At 53.2% G+C, this 21,839-nt stretch carries 20 protein-coding genes and 1 tRNA gene; 16 read left to right on the top strand and 5 right to left on the bottom strand.

Features of this window, described 5'->3' with window-relative positions:
- The first annotated feature begins 29 nt into the window (after positions 1-29).
- The 8 genes from PQU98_RS02050 (at position 30) to rplA (ending at position 7,017) form a co-directional block, all read left to right on the top strand.
- A complete protein-coding gene (locus tag PQU98_RS02050) occupies positions 30-2,237 on the top strand; it encodes a S9 family peptidase (RefSeq protein WP_272743209.1) in 2,208 nt (735 codons plus the stop codon).
- 105 nt (positions 2,238-2,342) lie between these two features.
- Positions 2,343-3,212 carry a GIN domain-containing protein gene (locus tag PQU98_RS02045; RefSeq protein ID WP_272743208.1) on the top strand — a complete coding sequence of 290 codons (870 nt, stop codon included), beginning with the start codon at positions 2,343-2,345 and terminating at the stop codon, positions 3,210-3,212.
- 215 nt (positions 3,213-3,427) lie between these two features.
- A tRNA-Trp gene (locus PQU98_RS02040) sits at positions 3,428-3,503 on the top strand.
- A gap of 70 nt (positions 3,504-3,573) precedes the next feature.
- A complete protein-coding gene (gene secE / locus PQU98_RS02035) occupies positions 3,574-3,900 on the top strand; it encodes a preprotein translocase subunit SecE (protein ID WP_272743207.1) in 327 nt (108 codons plus the stop codon).
- 12 nt (positions 3,901-3,912) lie between these two features.
- The gene (gene nusG / locus PQU98_RS02030; RefSeq protein WP_272743206.1) at positions 3,913-4,485 is read left to right on the top strand and encodes a transcription termination/antitermination protein NusG; all 573 of its coding nucleotides are present in this window, start codon (positions 3,913-3,915) and stop codon (positions 4,483-4,485) included.
- A gap of 114 nt (positions 4,486-4,599) precedes the next feature.
- Positions 4,600-5,757, top strand: a complete 1,158-nt coding sequence (locus PQU98_RS02025) for a serine hydrolase domain-containing protein (protein ID WP_272743205.1) — start codon at positions 4,600-4,602, stop codon at positions 5,755-5,757.
- Positions 5,758-5,887: 130 nt separating this feature from the next.
- Positions 5,888-6,316: a 50S ribosomal protein L11 gene (gene rplK / locus PQU98_RS02020; RefSeq protein ID WP_189487076.1), complete on the top strand. Its 429-nt coding sequence runs from the start codon at positions 5,888-5,890 to the stop codon at positions 6,314-6,316.
- Between the two features lie 11 nt (positions 6,317-6,327).
- Positions 6,328-7,017, top strand: a complete 690-nt coding sequence (gene rplA / locus PQU98_RS02015; protein WP_272743204.1) for a 50S ribosomal protein L1 — start codon at positions 6,328-6,330, stop codon at positions 7,015-7,017.
- An 89-nt stretch (positions 7,018-7,106) separates the two neighbouring features.
- On the opposite strand, the gene PQU98_RS02010 is transcribed toward rplA, so the two are convergent.
- Entirely contained in the window at positions 7,107-7,577 is a 471-nt protein-coding gene (locus PQU98_RS02010) for a glycine zipper 2TM domain-containing protein (RefSeq protein WP_272743203.1), read from the bottom strand.
- 434 nt (positions 7,578-8,011) lie between these two features.
- Here PQU98_RS02010 and rpmF point away from each other — a divergent pair, with 434 nt between their 5' ends.
- From rpmF to lpdA, 8 genes are all read left to right on the top strand, one after another.
- Complete coding sequence (rpmF, locus tag PQU98_RS02005; protein WP_272743202.1) at positions 8,012-8,194, top strand: 50S ribosomal protein L32; 183 nt, start codon at positions 8,012-8,014, stop codon at positions 8,192-8,194.
- 86 nt (positions 8,195-8,280) lie between these two features.
- Positions 8,281-8,916, top strand: coding sequence for an HAD hydrolase-like protein (locus tag PQU98_RS02000; protein ID WP_272743201.1), 636 nt, complete (start codon positions 8,281-8,283; stop codon positions 8,914-8,916).
- Positions 8,917-9,044: 128 nt separating this feature from the next.
- A complete protein-coding gene (gene eno / locus PQU98_RS01995) occupies positions 9,045-10,322 on the top strand; it encodes a phosphopyruvate hydratase (RefSeq protein ID WP_272743200.1) in 1,278 nt (425 codons plus the stop codon).
- A 309-nt stretch (positions 10,323-10,631) separates the two neighbouring features.
- The gene (locus PQU98_RS01990) at positions 10,632-10,946 is read left to right on the top strand and encodes an FtsB family cell division protein (RefSeq protein WP_272743199.1); all 315 of its coding nucleotides are present in this window, start codon (positions 10,632-10,634) and stop codon (positions 10,944-10,946) included.
- A 95-nt stretch (positions 10,947-11,041) separates the two neighbouring features.
- On the top strand, positions 11,042-12,070 hold the full coding sequence (pdhA, locus tag PQU98_RS01985; RefSeq protein ID WP_272743198.1) for a pyruvate dehydrogenase (acetyl-transferring) E1 component subunit alpha: 1,029 nt from the start codon (positions 11,042-11,044) through the stop codon (positions 12,068-12,070).
- Positions 12,071-12,081: 11 nt separating this feature from the next.
- Positions 12,082-13,440: a pyruvate dehydrogenase complex E1 component subunit beta gene (locus tag PQU98_RS01980; protein ID WP_272743197.1), complete on the top strand. Its 1,359-nt coding sequence runs from the start codon at positions 12,082-12,084 to the stop codon at positions 13,438-13,440.
- Positions 13,441-13,458: 18 nt separating this feature from the next.
- Entirely contained in the window at positions 13,459-14,745 is a 1,287-nt protein-coding gene (locus tag PQU98_RS01975; RefSeq protein WP_272743196.1) for a pyruvate dehydrogenase complex dihydrolipoamide acetyltransferase, read from the top strand.
- A gap of 14 nt (positions 14,746-14,759) precedes the next feature.
- A complete protein-coding gene (gene lpdA, locus PQU98_RS01970) occupies positions 14,760-16,160 on the top strand; it encodes a dihydrolipoyl dehydrogenase (RefSeq protein WP_272743195.1) in 1,401 nt (466 codons plus the stop codon).
- Between the two features lie 54 nt (positions 16,161-16,214).
- Here the strand turns inward: lpdA and PQU98_RS01965 are convergent, their stop codons facing one another.
- The 4 genes from PQU98_RS01965 to PQU98_RS01950 all read right to left on the bottom strand — a co-directional run bounded on the left by PQU98_RS01965 (position 16,215) and on the right by PQU98_RS01950 (position 21,750).
- Positions 16,215-17,567: a PepSY-associated TM helix domain-containing protein gene (locus tag PQU98_RS01965; RefSeq protein ID WP_272743194.1), complete on the bottom strand. Its 1,353-nt coding sequence runs from the start codon at positions 17,565-17,567 to the stop codon at positions 16,215-16,217.
- Position 17,568: 1 nt separating this feature from the next.
- Positions 17,569-19,632, bottom strand: coding sequence for a TonB-dependent receptor family protein (locus PQU98_RS01960; RefSeq protein WP_272743193.1), 2,064 nt, complete (start codon positions 19,630-19,632; stop codon positions 17,569-17,571).
- A 64-nt stretch (positions 19,633-19,696) separates the two neighbouring features.
- Positions 19,697-20,005, bottom strand: coding sequence for a hypothetical protein (locus PQU98_RS01955; RefSeq protein WP_272743192.1), 309 nt, complete (start codon positions 20,003-20,005; stop codon positions 19,697-19,699).
- Positions 20,006-20,190: 185 nt separating this feature from the next.
- The gene (locus PQU98_RS01950; RefSeq protein WP_272743191.1) at positions 20,191-21,750 is read right to left on the bottom strand and encodes an AMP-binding protein; all 1,560 of its coding nucleotides are present in this window, start codon (positions 21,748-21,750) and stop codon (positions 20,191-20,193) included.
- Positions 21,751-21,839: the final 89 nt, after the last annotated feature.

Raw genomic sequence — 21,839 nt, 5'->3', positions numbered from 1 at the left:
TCCTGATGAGTTAGACTTTGGGGTTATAAATGTCAGTATTACGGTTTGGCGTGTCGGCGTGGATATTGTGTTTGGCGGTAAGTGCGCAGGCGGAAATCCTGACACCGGAGCGCGTGTTTTCTGATCCGGCGTTGTCCGGCCCAAAAGCAGTCGGTGCTAAATTATCTCCCGATGGTGAAATGCTGACATGGCTAAAACCCAAGGCCAGTAATGCTCAGGTGCAGGATTTATGGGCTGTGCCGGTTAAGGGCGGGACGCCCTATGTGATAGTTGATGCTGATCAATTGTCATCTGCAAGCAAAGTGTTGTCCGAAGCCGAAAAAGCCCGCCGTGAGCGTATGCGCGTGTCGGCGCGTGGTGTGGTGGCTTACGATTGGGATGCGTCGTCAAAGTCTATTCTGGTGCCGCTGGACGGCGACATTTACCGTGTCGATCGGGCCAGTCGCAAAATCACACAGGTCACCAACACACCTGACGATGAAGTCGATGCCAAGCTTAGCCCATCGGGCAAGCATCTGTCTTATGTGCGCGCCAATACTCTTTTCGTGAAAGATATGGCGTCTGGCGTTGAGGCGGCCATTACACCCAAAGGTGAGGGGGCGGTGAGCTATGGGGTGGCTGAATTTATCGCGCAGGAGGAACTGGGCCGCTACACAGGCTATTGGTGGTCGCCGGACAGCGCCCGCATCGCCTATGCCAAGGTTGATGAAAGCCAGGTCGATATCGTGCCGCGCATTGAAATCGGCGGATCGGCGTTCAAACTGATTGAGCAGCGCTATCCAAAGGCGGGAACTAAGAACGCAGTCGTTGAACTCTACGTCAAAACCCTGAACGGTGAAGCGATCAAGGTCGATCTGGGTGATAATAACGATATTTATCTGGCGCGTGTTAACTGGGCGGCAGATGGCAAGACCCTTTATGTGCAGCGCTTAAGTCGTAATCAGCAACGTCTTGATCTGCTGAAGGTCGACCCGTTAACCGGTGTTTCGTCCGTGCTTTTGTCGGAAGCATCCGATAGCTGGATTGATCTCAATAACGATTTCCGCCCTCTGAAAGACGGTGGCTTTTTGTGGGCCTCCGAGGTCGATGGCAGCAACCACATCTATCTTTACGGAGTTGATGGCAAACTGATCCATCAAGTTACCAAAGGTGACTGGCCGGTCGACCATATTGCCTCTGTTAATGAGGCGACTGGAGACATATGGTTTGAAGCATCCAAAGACACACCAATCGAAAACCGCCTTTATAAAGTGAGTTACAAAGCACCGAAAACTCCAATCGCGGTAACCTCTGCGGGCGGTTGGTGGGCTACATCTGTGTCTGACGGCGGCAGAGTATTTATTGGTACCTATTCCGATCCGGAGACACCTTCGCAAACAGGGCTTTATGATGCGCAGGGCAAGCTGATCCGCTGGATCGAGGAAAATGCGTTAGATCCAAATCATCCATACTTTGCGTTCAAAAATGAGTATTCCCCACCTGAATTTGGCACATTGAAAGCCTCAGACGGTCAGGACATGCACTGGTCGATGCTGAAACCCAAGAGCTTCGATCCATCGAGGAAATATCCGGTCATTGTCTCCATCTATGGCGGGCCGGCTAAGGCTATGGTGCAAAGGACGTGGGTCAACCCGGCAGATCGTCTCTTTCAGGAGGCAGGCTATATTGTCTTTTCGCTTGATAACCGCGGTACGCCCAATCGCTCGGTAGCGTTTGAGCGTGCCATTTATAAGCAATTCGGCGGGCCAGATATAGATGATCAGATATTGGGTGCCAACTGGTTGAAAACCTTGCCTTATGTTGATGGCAAACGCATCGGCATGATGGGGTGGTCCCAAGGCGGATTTGTCACCCTGATGGCCTTAACCGCCAAGGATACGCCGTTTGTTGCAGGTGCTGCTGGCGCCCCTCCGACAGAGTGGGGGCTGTACGATACAGCCTATACTGAGCGCTACATGTCTACGCCACAGACCAATGCTGAAAACTATGCGAAATACGATGTTGTAAACCGACTGGATAATCTTAAACCTAACAGTCTGCTACTGATGCACGGTATGGCCGATGATAATGTTGTTCTGGCGAATTCGACCCGCGTAATCGATGCTTTACAGCAAAAATCCATACCGTTTGAACTTATGCTTTATCCCGGTGAACGTCACGGTGTCCGGGGTAATGCTAAAAATCTATTCCGCTATCGGCTTTATCTGGACTTCTTTGAGCGCAAGCTGAAACCGTGACAATCCTTTCATGACAAGTAATTAAGTTGTTTTTGGCGACCGCAGGTCACACAATTGGTTTGCGGCCTGTTTAGCTGTGCTCAAAATGTTGTCTGGAAAGCGTAAATGACCCAAACCTATATGGTCGCTTATACTGCGGCAAGTCTGATTTCAGGACTTGTCATCGCGGCCACAGCGGCACCCGCTAATGCCCTGATGGCAACCGAACTTGATTTACGCAATATGGTGGCCCGAGTTGTCATCGTGCCCGATTCCGGGCGCAGCGATATTGATCTCAAAGTCGCCTATGGCTCGTCCAGTGTCCCCAAGATCATGGTTAGAACGTCCGGAAATTCTTTGATCGCGGATGGTGGACTTAAATCCAAATCTATTCGCTGTGTTAATGGTCAGGACGGGGACGTGACGTTCGGTGGCGTGGGGGGAACCAAGGTTTCGGTCAAAGACCTGCCGGTTATATATGTTAAAATGCCTGCGGATGTTGTCATCAACTCAAACGGTGGCGTTTACGGAGAAATGGGAACGGCGCAACGTCTGGAATTGTCGGTCGCCGGTTGCGGGACATGGCATGCCGGTCATGTCGCTGAGACGGCTGACATCAGCATCGGCGGTTCGGGAGATATCACAATTGGTGATGCGCGTTCGGCCAGTATCGCCATTGGCGGCTCAGGTACGGTGAGAGCGGGCAATATCACCAAACTCGAAGCGGCGATTGGCGGGAATGGCGACATCGCGGTGTTGCGGCTTAACGGCCCTGGTGAAATTGCCATTGCGGGCTCAGGTAATGTCAAGGTCGTGGATGGTGCGTCCCCTAAGCTTGAACTCAATATCGCCGGTTCGGGTAAGCTTCATTACGGCGGTACGGTTAAGGATGTTGACATAAGTATTGTCGGTTCCGGAAATGTTTACCTCAAAAAGGTCACAGGCCGCATACAGCGCTCCGTGATGGGCTCAGGCAACATAAGTCTTGGTAACTGAGGCCGGGGCAATTAAGCCTAATGCAATTAAGCTTGGGCAACTGATGATTGACCACAATAAAATCAAGTTCAAAGCTGCAAACCCCCTTGCCCTTGGCGTTAAGCGCTGATACACCGCACGGCTCTTAAGGGTCGAAAGTTGTCGTGATAACTGAGATTCTAAGTGCCCGGCATATCTTGCAAGCGTCCAGTTTGCACACGATATGTCACTAACATAGGGGTATAGCTCAGCTGGTAGAGCGCCGGTCTCCAAAACCGGAAGTCGTGGGTTCGAGTCCCTCTGCCCCTGCCACTTTTTTTGAGGCTCAAAACGATATTTTGGGCCTCCGTTTTGTTGTTCAGAAGTCGGAACGTCGATTCTTATGGCGAAGAAACCTACCTCGAAGACCCCCACGGTATCGCCGGCTAAGTCAGGCGCTGTGGATGTGGCCAAGCCCCAGATGTCTGCGCAAGGCGCAGGGACGAGCGCGTCTTCGGCACCAGTGACACCAAAGAAAAAGACCAGCCCGGCCAAATTCATTCAGGAAGTCCGTCAGGAAGCCCGTAAGATCACCTGGACGTCGCGCAAGGAAACCTGGATCACGACCGTCATGGTTTTGATCATGGTGGTTGTCGCTGCGGCATTCTTCTTTGTGGTTGACGGTATTTTGGGCTTCAGCGTCAGTTGGCTGACGAACATCGGTAGATAAGGACCATCGCTCATGGCAAATGACACACTCGACGCTGCCCTGGCTCCGAATCCGCGCCATAAGTGGTACATCGTTCACGCCTATTCAAACTTCGAGAAGAAGGTGGCTGAATCTCTGCGTGATCAGGCCAAGTCGCAGGGGCTTGAAGACAAGTTCTCTGAAATTCTGGTGCCCACCGAAGATGTGGTCGAAATCCGTCGCGGTCGTAAGTTCAACAGCGAACGCAAGTTCTTCCCCGGTTATGTGCTGGTGAAGATGGAAATGACCGATGAGGCTTATCACCTCGTCAAGAACACACCCAAGGTCACGGGCTTCTTAGGCTCCGGCCAAAAACCGATCCCGGTTACCGAAAAAGAAGTGCAGCGCATTATTGGTACGGCCGATGTTGCGGCCGAAAAGCCCAAGGTGGTTCTGTCATTCGATATCGGCGAAAAGATCAAGGTCATCGACGGCCCGTTCGCCAGCTTTGACGGTGTGGTCGAAAGCGTCGATCAGGAACATGCCCGCCTTAAGGTGTCTGTCTCGATCTTCGGACGCGCCACGCCCGTTGATCTTGAGTTCTCACAGGTCGAAAAGACCGCTTAATTATAGTTGCATACGCAGCTTTAAAGCGCTTCGGGTAGCCGGAGCGCTTTTTTGTTGTTCCGATTGTGGGTGACTGGTAAGTTTTCGCGCATATTATAAAAAAACGGGGCGGGGATGATTAAGAAGTTGGTTGTCGGTTTAATAGCCGTCATAGCGTCACTGATTGCGCTCACTGCTATTTACATATTTTCAATTATCGAAAAACGACCGGGGGAAATACCTGAGGTCACGTCGGTTGCTCATGGCTCAGATTATGGCGCAGGGGCAAAAGAGGCGGATGCGTGGCTTAAAGCGCTGTATGTTGAAAATAATATACCTTCAGTCTCAGCAGCGGTGGGCGTAAATGGTCAATTGGTCTGGTCAGGCGTAATTGGCTATGACGACGTGAAGGGCCGCGCACCGGCGACCCTGAACACACTTTACCGGATAGGGAGCATATCGAAATCCCTAACGGCGGTTGCTGCGATGCGCATGGTCGATAAAGGACAAATCCGGTTGGATGAACCTGTGAACACCTATGTACCGGACTTCGCAGACGGTAAAGCGACCTATACCATCAGGCAGTTGCTTTCGCATCAATCAGGTGTACGCCATTATTCGCAAGACATCTCTGAAAGCTTCAATTCTAAAGCTTATCCCGATACCCGAACCGCTGCGGCCTTTGTCGAGCATGATCCCTTGTTATTTGAGCCAGGTAAAGGGTTTCACTACAGCACCTATGGCTACACGGTGCTGGCATTAGCTATGGAACGTGCGGCGCATAAACCGTTTGAGCAGATCGTAAACGACGAAGTCCTGACGCAAGCTGGGATGATGTTGACCCGTCAGAATAAAGTGGATGCGACCCCAAAACCGGTTAAACCCTATCTATTGATAAATGGCGCTTTGATCGAGGCACCGGAAGATAATGCCAGCCATAAATATGCTGGTGCGGGCTATCTTTCGACCCCATCCGATCTGGTGCGGTTCGGGAATGCTTTGGTGGCCAGAGATATTCTAACACCCAAAAGCCGTGAAGCTTTATGGACCCCGGCGCTTTTAGCTGATGGCAAGATCAATCCGGAGTATTATGCCTTGGGTTTCCGCGTAGGCGGAGATAAGCACGGCCCGTTTGTGCATCATGGCGGTACAGCCAATGGCGGCTATTCTTTTTTGCTGATCTATCCAGAGACAGGGATCGTTGTGGCGCTTACGTCAAACTATACGCCGATGGACGTGGGGTTTGACCGGTTAGCCAAAGCGCAAACCTTGGCTGCCTTATTTCTACGCTAAAGCGTTATGAAAAAGGGGGTTGCCCCATAGTCCTATATGCACTATAGGCACGCCTTCCGCTCGGATGGGCGGTTGAAATCCGTGGGAGGGGATGCCCGAACCACGGCTCTATATATCTGGAGAGACATTAATGGCTAAGAAAATCCTGGGCTACATCAAGCTCCAGGTGAAGGCTGGCTCGGCCACACCTTCGCCCCCCATCGGCCCTGCACTGGGTCAACGCGGCGTGAACATCATGGGTTTCTGTAAGGAATTCAACGCGCGTACTGAAAACGTGGAAAAAGGCACACCGCTGCCGACCATCATCACGGTTTATCAGGACAAGTCGTTCACCTTCGTGACCAAGACACCGCCTGCAACCTTCTTCATCAAGCAAGCTCTGGGCCTTAAGTCCGGTTCGACCAAGCCCGGTCGCGACAGCGCTGGCCAGATCACGCAAGCTCAGCTTCGTGAAATCGCTGAAAAGAAGATGAAGGATCTGTCGGCTCACGACATCGCTTCCGCCGCCAAGATCATCGAGGGCTCTGCCCGTTCGATGGGTCTGAAGATCGTCGATTAAGGGGAATTCTGATGACCAAAATTGCAAAGCGCATCAAGGCTTGGGATGTTGATTCCGTAAAGCTGCACACTGTCACCGACGCCCTGAACGTCGTGAAAACCAACGCCAAGGCCAAGTTCGACGAATCGGTTGAAATCGCCGTTAACCTCGGCGTCGATCCCCGTCACGCTGACCAACAGGTTCGTGGTGTGGTTCAACTGCCGTCCGGCACGGGTAAGGACGTTCGCGTCGCCGTGTTTGCCAAGGACAAGAAGGCTGAAGAAGCTCTGGCTGCCGGCGCTGAAGTCGTCGGTGCCGAAGATCTGGTCGAAAAGATTCAGGGCGGCTTCATGGACTTTGACCGTGTTATCGCGTCTCCGGACATGATGGCTCTGGTCGGTCGCTTGGGTAAGGTACTGGGCCCGCGCGGTCTGATGCCGAACCCTAAGGTCGGCACAGTGACCCCAAACGTTGCTCAGGCTGTTAAGGACGCCAAGTCCGGTGCCGTTGAATTCCGTGTTGAAAAGACCGGTATTGTTCACGCGGGCGTGGGTAAGGTTTCGTTTACGGTTGAACAACTTGAAGCCAACGTAAAGGCTCTGGTTGATGCTTTGGTTAAGGCCCGTCCGTCGGGTGCCAAGGGTCTCTATGTTCGCAAGATCTCGTTATCTTCAACTATGGGCCCAGGCGTGAAGGTTGATACGGCTTCTGCCCAAGGCTAAGTTTTTATAAATACTAAAATAAAGCCGCCCTGCACGACAGGGCGGCTTTTTTAATGCGCTAACACTTCGCTCTTTGAGGCGGGTTTTTATTACCAGCGGTCGCGATGGCCTCTGTGCCCGCGATCATGACGATCGTGGCGATGATGACGATCGTAACGATCATGTCTGTCGCGATCACGGTAATAAGCGCGGGGCGGTGGCCCATAATGGCCGTAATAGCGCTCGCGGTAGACGTTTCGATAACCATAGCGCGGGCGGTCATTATAATAGACGGCCACATAGCCGCGGGGCGGGGGCGGAGGATCGTAATAGCCGCTATCATCATATGAGTAATAGCGGCCTTCGTAACAATCGACACTGCTGCGACCGGCGCTGTTGCCGACCACGCCACCTAACACAGCGCCCGCAATGGCGCCTTCGGTACGGTCGCCGCGGCCGGCAATATTGCTACCCAATGCAGCCCCGGCTATGGCGCCAATCACTGTACCATTTGTCTGGGCCTCTCTTTGGCGGGCGTAGCAATAACCATCGTAGGCTGATGCGACAGACGGCAGAGCCATCGCGAGGCCCAGACCTAAAGCAATTGCAGCCTTGGGAAGGTGGCGTATTAATGAGTTTTTTGAATGTGTTTGCGTTTCCATACTCTTCACCGTGCGTTGACGTTATGTGTCAGTATGGAAACAGACTGCGGCATTGAACCTGAACGGTATCTGAATGGATTATGGCCTGTTTATGGTATAGGGCGTGCTATATATAAGTGATCTATAAAGTCACTTAGAGGGCTTGGATGAACAAAGCCTGATATTTTCACCATATTCGTGAAAATGACCTTGATCATCTGCCCGTCTTAAGGCATAAGGCCCGCCTTCTGGCATGTCATAAGAGATGCCTTCCCCTATTCGCGCTTGAGGGCTTGGACATAAAGCTTTCGGCGATATCGTTAGATGCTTAAGGCAACGAAGCGGTAGCACAACTTTAAAGAAGAGAGACGGAAATGGCCGTACCTAAGCGGAAAGTATCGCCTTCACGGCGCAACATGCGTCGTTCGCACCACGCGCTCGGCGCCAATGCCTATACCGAAGACAAGGATACGGGCGAGCTGCGCCGTCCTCACCACGTCGACCTTAAAACCGGCATGTATAAGGGCCGTCAGGTTCTGACGCCGAAAAAAGACTAATCTTTTCGGACTGTGACCAAGATTAAAAACACGGCTCGTAACAGGGCCGTGTTTTTTTATGTCTGATTTGCGGTTATGGTTTCTCCATGACGATTCCCTATAAACTCGTGATTTTTGATTTCGATGGGACTCTGGCTGATTCGTTCGGCTGGTTCCTCGATATCTTTGACGAAGTGGCCGATAAGTTCGGCTATGATCGCGGGGATCGCAATAATCTGGGCATGCTGCGGGATATGGGCGCGCGTGAGTTGTTGGCACATCATCGGGTGCCGATGTGGAAGTTGCCTATGATCATGACCCATGTCCGCAAGCTTCAGGGGCAGCATATAGATCGTATTGCCTTGTTTGACGGTGTCAGTGACGTTATTACTGCACTGAAACAGCAGGGGGTTTCGGTTGCCATCGTTACCTCCAATGCCCGTGAAAATGTCGAAAAGGTTTTGGGCGCGGACATCTCGGTCCTTGTAGACCACTATGCCTGTGGAGCCAGCCTGTTCGGGAAGGCGGCTAAGTTCAAAGCCCTGCAAAAGGCCATAGGTACAGAGGCGCGCTGCGTTTTATCTGTTGGCGATGAAATCAGGGATATTGAGGCGGCACGTATTGCGGGCTTTAAAGTGGGAGCCGTAAGTTGGGGTTTTGCTAATCCTGATCGGCTACGCCGCGAAAACCCGGATCATTTATTTGAAAGACCGCAGGATATATTGACGGCTGTTGCCCTATGAGAATTGGATCGTCCCAATATATGAAGCGTTAGCGTTATCACGGCTTGCGAAAAGGTGTTTTCTACTCTAATTCCCAGCCGTCAGTTTTGCTCAGGCCTGTTTCATAAAGCCTTTTTAAGGACGCTCCCATGACGGAAATCATTGATATTGTTGCGCGTGAAATTCTCGATTCCAGAGGTAACCCGACTGTTGAAGTCGATGTGACCCTCGAAGACGGCTCGTTCGGTCGCGCTGCGGTTCCATCGGGCGCCTCAACCGGTGCACACGAAGCGTCCGAAAAGCGCGATGGTGATGCCAAGCGCTATCTGGGCAAGGGGGTGCTCCAGGCCGTTGATTCTGTGAATACTGAGATTTTTGAAGCCCTGTCAGGCTTTGATGCGCGTGATCAGCGCCGTCTTGATCAGACCCTGATCAACCTTGATGGCACAGAAAACAAGTCACGTCTGGGCGCCAATGCTATTTTAGGAGTTTCTTTGGCGACTGCTCGTGCGGCCGCCCTGTCATCGGGTCTGCCGCTTTATAAGTATGTTGGCGGCATATCGGCCCGTGTCCTGCCAGTGCCGCTGATGAATATTATCAATGGGGGTGCTCATGCCGATAACCCCATCGATATTCAGGAGTTCATGATTGTTCCGGCGGGGGCGGAGAGTTTCTCCGAAGCCCTGCGTATGGGCGCGGAAATCTTCCATGCTCTTAAAAAGGGTTTGAAATCAGCCGGCCACAATACCAATGTCGGTGATGAGGGGGGATTTGCACCAAACCTTGGGTCGGCCGAAGAGGCCCTGTCTTTCATTATGAAAGCCGGTGAGCAGGCCGGTTACAAGGCTGGTCAGGATTTCTGGCTGGCTATGGATGTGGCATCGACTGAGTTCTTCAAGGACGGCAAGTACGTCATGGAAGGCGAAGGCAAGACCGTTGATGCGATGGGCATGGTGGACTACCTGGCCAAGCTGACTGAGGCCTTCCCGATCTGCTCGATCGAAGACGGTATGGCCGAAGATGACTTTGAAGGCTGGGCAGCCTTGACGGAACGTCTTGGCGATAGTGTTCAGTTGGTGGGCGATGATTTGTTCGTAACGAACCCGAACCGCCTGGAGATGGGTATTGTCGAAGGATTGGCCAATTCTATTCTGGTTAAGGTCAATCAGATTGGTACCCTGTCGGAAACCCTTGATGCGGTCGATATGGCGCACCGTGCGGGCTATACCTCTGTCATGTCGCATCGTTCAGGCGAAACCGAGGATTCGACGATTGCTGACTTGGCGGTGGCGTTGAATTGCGGACAAATCAAGACGGGGTCTCTGGCGCGTTCCGACCGGCTTGCAAAATACAATCAACTTTTGCGTATCGAGTCTCAACTGGATATCGAGGCGGTCTATGCGGGCCTGAGCGTTATACGCAGCTAATTTATTTTACTATTTAAACGAATAGGCGGCGGAGAAGGTATCTTTTCCGCCGCTTCGCTTTTTAAGCGGGGGAATCGCGTCGCACAAATTTACTCAAAACTAATCAAATTTACGCACGGGGAAGGGTTTTTTACAAAATTGCCAAAAACAGAGCAGTGCGCGTCGTAAAATCATACGCTTACGCCAAATTTTGTTAGCTAAATCGATAAATTCTTTGTGGGCGCCAGACATCATCGGTAACAGTTTGTTAACGGCTGGGGCTGCAAATAGGGAGTCAAAGCTGTTCGCCGTCCAGAAAGGGCGTAAGTCGTGTTTTTACACTTGAGACCTTATTTGCCTACTGCTGTACTTGCTATATTATTAGCCTATTGTTGCGTTCAGTTTTTAACGGGCGATAAAGGCCTGTTTTCTCAAGAAGGCCGTCAAAAAGATTTGATGGTTGCTGAGAAAAATCTGGCAAAGCTTAAAAATGAACGTCAGGATCTTGAGGCAAGAGCGCGTTATTTGCGCACTGACAACTTATCTCGTGATTTACTCGAAGAGCGCGCGCGTGTTATTCTAGGCTTCGGTGAGGCAAACGAATATGTGATCCGCGATCAAATTGATAAGAGCGCTAATTCCTGACGCATGATGGGGCCTTTACGACGGCTCTGCGTTCTCATAAATGGTAACGTCTAAACTTCTTCCGAACTTACAACATGATGCTCAGGGAGGTATTCATGGCGCGTGCCGCAAAGGCAAGTGACGGAGCCAAGGGCTCCAACTCCACCCCATCTGTGAACCGTAATACGTCCAAAGATGATCTTTTAAAATATTATCGCGAAATGCTTTTGATTCGCCGCTTCGAAGAGCGTGCGGGGCAACTATACGGCATGGGCCTGATCGGGGGCTTCTGCCACCTTTATATTGGTCAGGAAGCGGTTGCCGTCGGCATGGAAGCCGCCTCGATTGATGGCGATCAGGTTATCACAGGCTATCGTGATCACGGCCATATGCTGGCTGCAGGCATGGATCCAAAAGAGGTTATGGCCGAATTGACCGGTCGCATCGGTGGATCGTCCAAAGGTAAGGGCGGATCGATGCACATGTTTGACATCGAAACCGGCTTCTTTGGTGGTCACGGAATTGTCGGCGCTCAGGTGTCGCTGGGCACGGGTCTGGCTTTTGCTGATTTCTATAAGCAGAATGGCAATGTGTCTTACACCTATTTCGGTGATGGCGCAGCCAACCAGGGCCAGGTTTACGAAAGCTTCAACATGGCCAAGCTGTGGAAGCTGCCGGTTGTGTATGTGATCGAAAACAATGAATACGCAATGGGCACCAGCCTTGCGCGGGCGTCAGCCACGACTGAGCTTTATATGCGCGGTGCATCGTTCGGCATTCCGGGCGAGCAGGTTGACGGCATGGACGTATTTGCGGTCTATGAGGCTGGTTTGCGCGCGTCTGAGCATGCCCGCTCCGGCAATGGCCCTTACATCCTTGAGATGAAAACCTATCGTTACCGCGGCCACTCCATGTCCGATCCGGCCAAGTACCGTACCAAGGAAGAGGTCGACGACGTCAAAAAGAACCGCGATCCGATTGATCATATCAAAACCATGATCGAGCAGGCCGGGGTTACCGAGGACGAGCTTAAGGTCATCGATAACGAGATCAAGGCCATCGTCCTTGAAGCTGTGGAATTCGCCCAGACCAGCCCTGAGCCGGATCCGTCCGAGCTTTATACAGATGTCTATCTTGAGGCGTAAGGTTTAAACATATGACTGATATTTTAATGCCCGCGCTCTCACCGACTATGGAAGAGGGCACACTGTCGAAGTGGCTGGTTAAGGCGGGCGATACCGTCTCGGCTGGCGATGTGATTGCTGAGATCGAAACCGATAAAGCAACGATGGAAGTCGAAGCCGTTGATGAAGGTCAGATCGAAGAAATTCTGATCGAAGCCGGAACCGAGAACGTCAAGGTCAATACGCCGATCGCGCGTTTGGCTGGCGGAGATAATGCTGCCAAGGCTCCGGCTAAAGCAGATGCTCCCGCAGCTCAACCGGCTGTGGTTGCAGATAAGCCGGCTGAGACGACGCCTGAAGCTCCGGCTAAGGCTGAAATTCGCGATCCTGAATTCCCCGAAGGCACGCCTATGGTGAAAATCACCGTTCGTGACGCTTTGCGTGACGCTATGGCCGAAGAAATGCGTCGGGACGAAAAGGTCTTCCTGATGGGTGAGGAAGTCGCCCAATATCAGGGGGCCTATAAGGTGTCGCGCGGCCTGTTGGAAGAGTTTGGCGATCGCCGCGTGATCGACACACCGATTACCGAAATGGGCTTTGCCGGTGTGGGTGCAGGGGCCGCTATGGCGGGCCTAAAACCGATCATCGAGTTCATGACGTTCAATTTCGCTATGCAAGCGATTGACCACATTCTGAACTCGTCCGCCAAGACGCTCTATATGTCCGGGGGGCAGATCAAATCGGCTATCGTCTATCGTGGCCCTAACGGTGCTGCATCGCGTGTTGGTGCCCAGCACTCTCAGGACTATTCGTCGTGGTATGGTAACGTGCCGGGCCTCAAAGTCATCGCACCATATGATGCGGCCGACGCCAAAGGCCTGCTGAAGGCCGCTATTCGTGACCCGAATCCGATCGTGTTCCTTGAGCACGAAATGATGTACGGCAATGAATTTGAAATTCCCGATGTCGAAGATTTTGTCCTGCCAATCGGTAAGGCTAAGATCCAGCGTCCGGGTAAGGATGTGACCATTACGGCGCACTCGCGCATGGTTGGATTTGCGCTTAAAGCGGCTGAAAAGCTGGCTGAAGAGGGGATTGACGCCGAAGTTGTCAATCTGCGCACCATTCGTCCGTTGGATACTGACACCATTCTGGCTTCGGTGCGTAAGACCAATCGTCTGGTCACGGTCGAAGAGGGCTGGGGCCCGATGGGCGTTGGGGCCGAAGTGGCCGCCCGCGTTCAGGAGCATGCCTTCGATGATCTGGATGCGCCTATTATGCGCGTTCACCAGGAAGATGTGCCTATGCCTTATGCCGCAAACCTTGAGGCCATGACGGTGCCGAGCGTTGAGAAAATCATCGCTGCCGTCAAGACCGTCTGCTACCGTTAATACAGGGAAGAGTTTGAAATGACTGACATTTTAATGCCCGCCCTGTCTCCGACGATGGAGGAGGGGATTCTGGCGAAATGGCACGTTAAGGTTGGGGACAGCGTCTCTGCCGGTGACGTAATTGCGGAAATCGAAACCGATAAGGCGACGATGGAAGTCGAAGCTGTTGACGAAGGCACTATCGAAGCCATTCTGATCGAAGCTGGTACCGAAGGCGTCAAGGTCAATACGCCGATCGCGCGTCTGGCCGGTGAAGGTGGATCTGCGGCACCTGCGCCACAGAAAGCTGCTGAGCCTGCCAAGACAGAAACTCCTAAAGCAGATGTCGCTCCAGTCGCGGCGGGGCCTGCTCCGGTGACAGCGGCGCCAACTCAGGTACTAGTTGCATCGTCGGGTGCACGGGTGGCGGCATCGCCTCTGGCGCGTCGTCTGGCCGAGATCAACAAGCTTGACCTTAAATTGCTGAAAGGTACAGGGCCGCATGGCCGCGTTATCAAACGCGATATCGAAGAAGCCCTGAAAACCGGAGCCGGTAAAGCCGGATCGGCACCTGCGGCCGCTACGGCGAGCGAACCACGTAAGGTGCAATCTCTGGAGCAACTGGGAATCGCGCCGGGTTCCTACGATCTGGTGCCGCTGGATGGTATGCGTAAAGTCATTGCGCGCCGCCTGACTGACAGCTTCCGTGATATTCCGCACTTCCCGCTGACGGTCGATATTGAGATCGATAATTTGCTGGCAGCCCGTGCCAAGATCAACACAGCTTTGGAATCGCAAGGCGTGAAGGTTTCCGTCAACGATATCGTCATTAAGGCGGTGGCGCTGGCGCTTAAGCAAGTGCCTGAAGCCAATGCGTCCTTCACCCCAGAAGGTATCGCGTTGCACCACAATGCCGATATTGCTATGGCCGTGGCGATCGATGGCGGCCTGATCACGCCGATTATCCGCAAGGCTGAGACGAAATCCCTGGCTCAGATCGCTAAGGAAACCAAAGATCTGGCGGCTCGCGCCCGTGATCGTAAGCTGAAACCCGAAGAATTCCAGGGTGGCACATTCTCTGTGTCCAACCTCGGTATGTTCGGCATTAAACAGTTTGCCTCGATCATCAATGAGCCGCAGGGCTGCATCCTGTCGGTCGGTGCTGGTGAACAGCGTCCGGTCGTCAAGGGTGGTCAGTTAGCAGTCGCGACCGTTATGACGGTTACGTTGACCTGCGATCACCGCGTCGTCGATGGCTCGATTGGCGCGAAGTACATCACGGCCTTGCGCGATCTGCTGCAAGACCCGATTAAGATGTTAGCGTAGGGAACTGAAAACACATGTCTTATGATCTCGTTGTTATCGGTTCCGGCCCTGGCGGTTATGAAGGTGCCATTCGCGCCTCTCAGAACGGTCTTAAGGTCGCGATTGTTGAGCGTGAAGCCTTGGGCGGTATCTGCCTGAACTGGGGCTGTATACCGGCAAAGGCGCTGCTTAAATCGGCCGAAGTTTATGATAAGCTCCACCATCTCGAAGATTACGGTCTGTCGGCCTCTAATCCGGGCTATGATTTTGAAAAGGTCATTCAGCGTTCGCGCGGCGTGACCAAGACCATGAGTGGAGGCGTCGCCTACCTCATGAAGAAAAACAAGATCGATGTCATCGAAGGCTCGGCGGTATTAGAGCCTGGTAAAGACGCGCCCAAGGTTGTTGTGACGCTGAAAGCTGGCGGAACCCAGACGGTCGAAGCCAAAAATGTCATGCTGGCCGTCGGTGCCCGCGCACGCGAAATCCCGGCCATTGGTGCGGTGTCTGACGGTGAACGCATCTGGACCTATCGCAACGCCTTGGCCCCCAAGACTCAGCCTAAATCACTGATTATCATTGGTTCAGGTGCGATCGGGATCGAATTTGCCAGCTTCTACAAGGCGCTGGGAACTGAGGTCACGGTCGTTGAGGCGATGGATCGCATCCTGCCCGTCGAAGACCACGAAGTGTCCGCCGAAGCGCTTAAGGCTTTCAAAAAACGCGGTATCAATTTCCGCGTCGGCGCCAAGGTCACCAAGATCGAAAAGCCTGCCACAGGCGTGGCCGTTCATGTCGAAGTGGCTGGAAAGTTAGAGATTTTGACCGCCGAAGGCTGCATCGTCGCGGTAGGTATTGTTGCCAATACTGACGGCATCGGCCTTGAAAAGCTGGGTGTGGTTATGGATCGTGGACATGTCAAAAACGACAGCCACGGCAAAACCAACGTCAAGGGCCTGTACGCCATTGGTGACTGCGCAGGGCCACCCTGGCTGGCGCACAAAGCGTCACACGAAGCTGTTCATGCCGCCGATTACATGGCCGGTCGCAAGCTGTCGAACCTTACACCGCCGATTCCGGGCTGTACCTATGCGACCCCTGAAGTCGCCTCTGTCGGTATTACCGAGCAGGCGGCCAAGGAGCAAAAGCTTGATGTCAAAATCGGACGCTTCCCCTTCCGTGCCAATGGCCGGGCGGTGGCGTCGTCTGAAACGCTCGGCTTTGTGAAGGTCATTTTCGACAAAAAGACCGGCGCGCTGTTAGGGGCGCATATGATTGGTGCCAACGTGACGGAAATGGTGCAGGGCTTCTGTCTGGCCATCACTATGGAAGCGACCGAAGAAGACCTGCAAGGCACGGTGTTCCCGCATCCGACCATGTCGGAAGCCATACTTGAAGCATCGCTTGATGCCGATGGTCGGGTCATCAACACCTAAACAGCATGAAACGAGACGAAAAGCCCGGCAATTTTGCCGGGCTTTTTTTTAGTTTCAGGTAAGGCCCAGCCAGCTCCTGACAGATGGAATGCGCCTTAAGATAAATCGTTCCAGCAGAGCGATAAGCGCAAGGCTCAAACCCATAACCGGCAGAAAAAGCGCCGCGATTAATATAATAAACAAAAGGCCTCGGTCGTGCTTTCCATCAAGCCTGACAGGCGCGCCCAGCCGATCAGCCGGGCGCTTTGACCACCACATGATGACGGCGCTGATGCTCAGTGTCAGTAAACCCACTGCGGTAAGAAGTCCTAGCAACTGATTGAACCAACCGAATAAATGGCCTTCGTGCAGCGTAATCGCCGTCAGCACGACTTTGTCCATAAGGGCTTTTTCGGCAAAGCCGGTTTGTTTGACAATTTCACCAGTATTGGCGTCAAGGGTCACCGTGCGTCGTGCGGTAAGGTTCTGCGTCGCGGAACCGGCTTGCCACATACGTTCGCTGTCAGGCTTGATAATGATAGGTGCTGGAAGGTTAAGCGATCGAACTACTGGTATTAAAGCATCTACGCCTGTCAGATCTGTACCCATATCGGCCCCGATATCTTTGGCCGGGTTCGCGACGCCGTGGTGAGCGTGCTCGTTCTTGACCTGCTGTTTGTCTTGGGCGCGATTACTGCTCCATTCGGCCTTGGCAGCCGTGGGCTTGGTGGCGGCTACCACGGCCTTAAAACCCGTCCCCCACACCGACGTCCAGGGCAGGCCTGACAGCAGGAGTATGAGGGCGAACGTCGAGATATAAATCCCCGTAACCGCATGCAGATCCCGCCAGAAAAGTCGTGATCCACCGTTTAATCGCGGCCACAATACACCTGCCCAGCCAGTCACTTGACGCGGCCACCACAGATAAAGTCCGGTTATGATCATGACGATGGCCCATGAGGCGGCCAGTTCAACAATGATCTCTCCAGGCTTGCCGATAGTCAGTTCGCCGTGAATGTTTTTGATGATGACCATAAAGCGCTCATCCAGAGGCTGCGCCTTTAGGATATCCAGAGACTGGGGATGGACATACAGACGGTACAGTTCGCCACCATCATTCAGCGTGACTCTCAGTGCATCATGAGGATTATCCCTGATTTCAACCTGTGTCAGTGACGCGCCGTGCATGGCGTGCATGGCCGTATAGATTTGCTGACTGACGGGTTTAGGGGCACCATCAAACGCCAGATTATTATATTTAGCCTCCAGTACCGCCTCAATCTGAGGCTTGAACAAGTATGTCGTACCCGTCAGCGTCAGAATAATAATGAAGGGTATGCAGAACAAGCCTGCATAAAAATGCCACCGCCAGATCATCCGGTAATCGATGATCCGGCGGCGCACCTTGTCGTTTGCCGCCGGTTCCATCTTATCGGCCCGTCAATTTGATGCCGACAAAGACGGCTCGACCTTCGCCGGGCCAGAAGACCCTTCGGGCGGAGGCTGAGACCTTGGTGAAATCGGTTACGGAGTTGACGCTGGAGATATAGCGCTCATCACTCAGGTTGCGTGCATCAGCAAACACCTCGATTGAGGGGCTCACGCGCTTGGACACCGACAGGTTCCAGACGGTGTAGGCCGGCGCCTTGGTGGTGTTGGCAAAATCTACCCATACATCATCGGGCACCCATTCGACCGACGGCGCGATCCGCCAGCCATTGGTGTGGCTGAAAGACACTTCACCGCGGTAATAGTGCTCAGGCACAACGGGCAACTGATTATCGCCATAGACCTTATCGCCATCGAATTTGAAATCCGACCAGGTGTAGGTCTGGCGAAGGACGGTTGACCACCCGCTAACCGAACCGACTTTCCAGTCTAGGGCTGTCTCTAAACCCTGATGGATTGTATTTTCGGCATTAAAGGTTGCCGCCGGCAGGCCTGTATCCACCGGAATATAGGTCAGCATTTCACCATCGATTTCAGCGCGGTACAGTGACACGTCCCAGACGAAATGCGCGCTGCGTCCACGGGTGCCGATTTCAGCGGTCACGGCCTCTTGCGGTTGCACATTCACAAACTGCGGCAATGGGCTTTGCACCAGAGCGCCATAGTTGGGCGCTTCGACTGATTTGGTAATATTGGCGAAGGCCTGATTTCCAGTTGCATTTTGCCAGATAAACCCAACCCGCGGCGCAAACCAGTCAAAATCCTTATTGGCATTATTGGCGTTGTTCAGGTGATTGATGTAATCGCGCTTAGTCCAGCCATAGGAACCACCGGCACTCAGCGCCAATTCATCGGTGATAAACAGGCGGCCCTCAGAAAAAACATCCCAGCTATCGGCGTTCTGTACCGCTTCACCCATAACCATGCCTGGTGCGCCCAGAACATTAGCGGCGATGTGGCTATCCACCAGGCCCTTACGATAATTGGCGCCGATGAACAGGTCATAGGCCTTGCCTGCGATTTCGCCCTTACCATCAAAGCGGCCGAAGGCTCCGTAATTTTGGGACTGCTGGTCTACGTGAATGGAAATCGGATGGATCAGGTGTTTCCACGCGGCGTAAATACCACCTTCAAAGCTCCAGTCCTCGTTGATTTGCCAGTCGGTTTGCAGAGTACCGCGCGACGATTTAAGATTTCGGCCGTACTTTACGGCGGCGTAGTTTGGCGCGTTCGTCATTTCTGGTGTGGTCAGGGCCTCAGTCTGGCTAAGGGCGCCCGAAATACGCTGATCAAGGTCATTTCCTTGAAAAATGAAGCGCACAGACCGATTATCACCAAAGCGGCGGCCGACGTTTAAGGTCAGCCGCTTGGCTTCCTGATCGGCATTGTCGCGCCAGCCATCGGCCCGAAGCACGGTCGTGGCCAGATAAAGATCATAATCGCCAACGATATCCGCATAGGCGACGTGGGCGCGGGCCGTACCGAACGAGCCGCCCTCGACACGTAGCAGGCTGCGGTATCCGGCGTCATAGCCGGTGGGGGTGACATAATTGACCGCGCCGCCAAGCTGTGAGCCACCAAATCGTAAGGCATTGCCGCCTTTATAGACTTCAATATAACGCGCGGCTAAGGGGTCGATTTCCTGAAAATCACCAGAGCCATCGGCCTGATTGAGCGGGATGCCATCAACACTGAGCCATGTGCCGCGGTTATGGGTGTTATTGCCGATACCGGAGCCGCGAATTGAAAAGCGGCTGTCTTCGCCGAATTTTTTCTGGGCAAACACGCCGGAAACGTTTTTCAGCGTATCAAACAGGCCCATTGCATAACTATTGCTATAGGTCTCATGGGCGACCACCGAGACGGCTCCGGGCGTGCGGGCCAGTTTTTCGCGGGTGGTTTTGACAACGCTGGGGTCTTCCGAAGACGCGTTAGCGGTGACGATGACGGTCGGGATATCAGTATCGGCCTCTGCGGCATGAGCATAAACCGGCAGGGCAAGCAGGGATGCGCTGGCTAGCAACGCACGGGATAATTTTGTCATGGGAGTTCACATCTGAAAACAGGAATAGGCACGCCCGGTCAATACCGGATGCGGGTTATTGAGTTCAGATGTGGTGGGGTGGGCCGCAGGAGTGGGGGCGTGGAGGTGCCTGTGATTGAGGCCACTCATGCGCCCGGTTTGACGAAACGATGGCGGCAATAACCGGATACTGAACCGGCTCAAAATGTGACAAGTCTGGCGTTATGGCGGTAAGTGTTGCCAATACGCAGTCCGGGCATTTCAGCCCCTGGGTTTTGGTCGAATCTTCGGCTTTTATGGTCGCTGTCAGGTTATAGTCGACCACCGGCTTCGCGCTTAGGCCGTCACCGGAGCATATGACGAAAACGGTTTCACCGCTTCGCGACATAGCCATAACATGGGCCGGAAACACTACCTGGAGAAACAACGCAACCGCGACACCAAAAGACGCCCAGAAACGGGTGTCTGAGGCAGGTTTGCACTTCACAGCGGGATGCGGTCGTGGTGTAGCCATAATCGCGTTTAGACAGGGTCTGCTATCGGTGTCAAGGCAGACATGGTCTGATTGCCACTGTGACCTTACGCCGCACGCACCTCAATATCGGCTAATCTTTGCAAGGTGACATAGTCCGTTTTCCCGGAGCCGAGGACGGGGACTTCATTAACCTTGAGTATTTTTTTAGGAATCGCCAGAACCGGCGCACCATTTTCCTTTGCCCAGTCGGTCAGAGTGGCAATATCGGCAGACGAGTGATCGGTAATCAGCACCAGACGCTCACCTTTCTTGTCATCCGCAACGGCAACCACAGCATGTCGATTTTGCGGCCAGACAACTTCGGCAATGCGTTCCACAGCGGTCAATGAAACCATTTCACCGGCTATCTTGGCGAACCGTTTCACACGGCCGAGTATATGGATATAGCCCTCGTCATCAATATTGACGATATCGCCCGTGTCATGCCAACCATCCAATGGGGCCTCGATAAGGTCGGGGTTGGCCTCATTAAGGTAGCCCGCCATGATATTGGGGCCTTTGATGAAAAGACGGCCGCCTAGGGCAATACCTTCAACCGGATCAAGGCGATAGCTCATACCCGGCAAAAGCTGGCCTACCGTGCCGTGGCGATTATGGGCCGGATTATTGACCGCCACAACCGGAGATGATTCAGTCACGCCATAGCCTTCGAGAATTTCCGCGCCGCCGAATTGTGTTTTAAACAGGTGATGGGTTTCTTCGCGTACCTTTTCCGCGCCGCAAACAATGAAATCCAGCGTAGAAAACGAATCTGGTTCAGCGGTTCGGGCATATTGATTGAGGAAGGTATCGGTCGAGAAAAATAGCGAAGCCTTCGTTTCTTTGATCAGTGACGGTATCTGCTTCACATGCAGTGGGGAGGGGTATTGAAACGACCTAAGCCCCAGAAGCAGTGGCATCAAAACGCCGCCCGTCAGGCCCAGCGAATGGAAAATAGGCATGGGATTGAAGGCAATCCAATCGCGTTTGATATCTATATGACAATCCAGTTGGGCGACATTGGACGTCAGGTTGCTTTGGCTTAATACAACCCCACGGGGGCTGCCGAACGAGCCGGACGTAAACAAAATAACGCCGGGATCGGATGGCTTCGCCTTATGGGCCGCGAGCTTGGGGAACATTGATCCCCATAGGGCATAGGCCTTAACATCCACGGTCACTTTTTTGCGCAGATCATCAAGATAAACGATATTTACATAGCCCTGCATAGCCTCGACTAACTCATCGAGTTTGGCCTGCTCTACAAACCGGCGTGAGGTCAAAATCGTCTTAAGGCGCGTTAAATTAACCGCCGCCTTGATGTTGGCCTGACCCGATGTGAAGTTGATCATCACCGGCGTTGTGCCATTGGCATGGAGCGCAAAAAAAGACATGGCACCGCCGATGCTGGTCGGCAGCATCAGGCCGGTTCGGGGTTCAGAACCGATATGCTTTGAAATAAGTCGCGCCAATGCAAAGGTGCGCTGGAAAAACTCTTTATAGGTGATCGGCTGACGTTCCTGATCCTCTATAATAACACGTTCCGCCCCCATTGTGGACTTGGCTTTGATCAGAGCGCCAAAGAGAGAGGCGGAGGCATCTTCCGCATTAAAGCTGCGCTCCATGCGCGGGGGCTCCCATAAATTATATTGGTTCCGAAACGCCATCTGGCCGAATTATTTCGGTTTTCCTGAATTTAACCTCATTCGTCACC

The sequence above is a fragment of the Asticcacaulis machinosus genome, from assembly GCF_028550435.1.
Taxonomy (GTDB): Bacteria; Pseudomonadota; Alphaproteobacteria; order Caulobacterales; family Caulobacteraceae; genus Asticcacaulis; species Asticcacaulis machinosus.
Note: the sequence above shows the minus strand (reverse complement) of the source record. Positions and strands in the feature narration are given on the sequence as shown.